This is a genomic window from Heliomicrobium undosum, from assembly GCF_009877425.1.
Taxonomy (GTDB): Bacteria; Bacillota; Desulfitobacteriia; order Heliobacteriales; family Heliobacteriaceae; genus Heliomicrobium; species Heliomicrobium undosum.
The window spans coordinates 1-1,430 of sequence record NZ_WXEY01000056.1; the positions used below are offsets into that span (position 1 = coordinate 1).

General features: G+C 38.0%; 2 protein-coding genes. Both read right to left on the minus strand.

The window, feature by feature from the left end; translation table 11 throughout:
• Positions 1-158 precede the first annotated feature (158 nt).
• Positions 159-662, minus strand: a complete 504-nt coding sequence (locus tag GTO91_RS17545; protein ID WP_161260007.1) for a hypothetical protein — start codon at positions 660-662, stop codon at positions 159-161.
• Positions 663-775: 113 nt separating this feature from the next.
• Positions 776-1,430: hypothetical protein (locus GTO91_RS17550; RefSeq protein WP_161260008.1), on the minus strand; the 655-nt coding region annotated here is incomplete at its 5' end.

Consider the following 1,430-nt stretch of genomic DNA (forward strand, 5'->3'; position numbering starts at 1 on the left):
TTCTAAGGGAGAATATCGACTTGCCTACGCCTTGGGGTAATCGACGCAACAAGGCTTCCAAGCAAAAAATCTCGACCCATGCCCGGTCGAGATTTTTTGCTTTATGCGTGTTGCCCCTGAACGTTTCGGTCCTGGACCAACTGAATTACGAGTTTGATTCATTCAAACTTCAGGACATCTCCTAACAGGAAGGTCTTATCCCTACGCTCGCCGTCGGACGTCGTCCAGGACACCATCGCTTCCGATGTGCGAAAGATGTTCCTGATGGCTTGTTCGTCGAGTCCCTTCGCATAAAATACAAATTCGTCGCTGTAATGGGCGGCATGTTCTCCCGGATTGTCTTGACGATATCCCTTTCCAAACCAATATCGTTTTCCGTCATAGGCATTAGCTGCGTGCTTCAGTTGGAGAACGATGACTTGCCTGTCTGTTATTTTGGAAGAATCGATTACATCGAGAGAAAACATCATCTTTTTGAAATCGTTCTTCGTCACATTCTCTAGCTCTTTCGTCCCTACGTAGACATATTCGGCGTCAGTTAACTCAGTAGCGACGAAACTTACGCGAATATCTGGTATATCTGTGATTTTTTCGCCTGCACATCCCGCCGGCAATACCAGCAAACCCAGCAGGAGCATTAGTCGCAGGACGATTTTGCTCATTCTATCCCTCACTTCTTAAATCAATTCGAACATACAATTCATCAATTATTATTATTCCATAATTCATGGTCTACTCGCTCTTCTACTTTATACGTTTCGAACATAGCTAGAATCTATATGTTTATATTCCTTTTCCACTGATCATATGTTTGTAATCCGTTTGCATCATATTCGCTTAAAAATCTTGGCAATGAAGAACACGGGAAATCTTCTATGAAATTAACAGCTACAGATTCAAATGTCGTAATAAATAAGGGAAGTACGATCCATTCGGCAAAATAATCATGAATTGAATTTTCCTTTAATATAGCTTTGATTAGCAAATTAGCATTATTGAGACACCAGTTAATTTTTCTTAAAAACTTAGATTTGTAGGAATCTGGTTTAGATTCAATCACACCGAAATCCTGTAAGTCTTCGTACCAATGAATTGGTTCTGGAGAAAAAGAAACATTTTTACATTCACCAATAATTAACACCCTATTTCCCGGATGTAAACATAAAACATCTATTTCACCTACATCTGAAGGTATATCTATTTTTATACCATCGGAGCTTTTCAACGTCCTAGATTTAATATTTCTTCTTCCAATAAACCCTCTATTATTCAATTCATCAATTACAACTTTTTCTAAAATACCATTTGCGTCGTTGTGTAAGTTTTCAAGTACTTTTGTTGTTAATATAGGTTTTCTATTGTAGAGTTCTAAAGGCAGTTTTCTTTTTATTAAATCATAGTAAAAGCTAATCATTAAGCCTTCTTTAAGA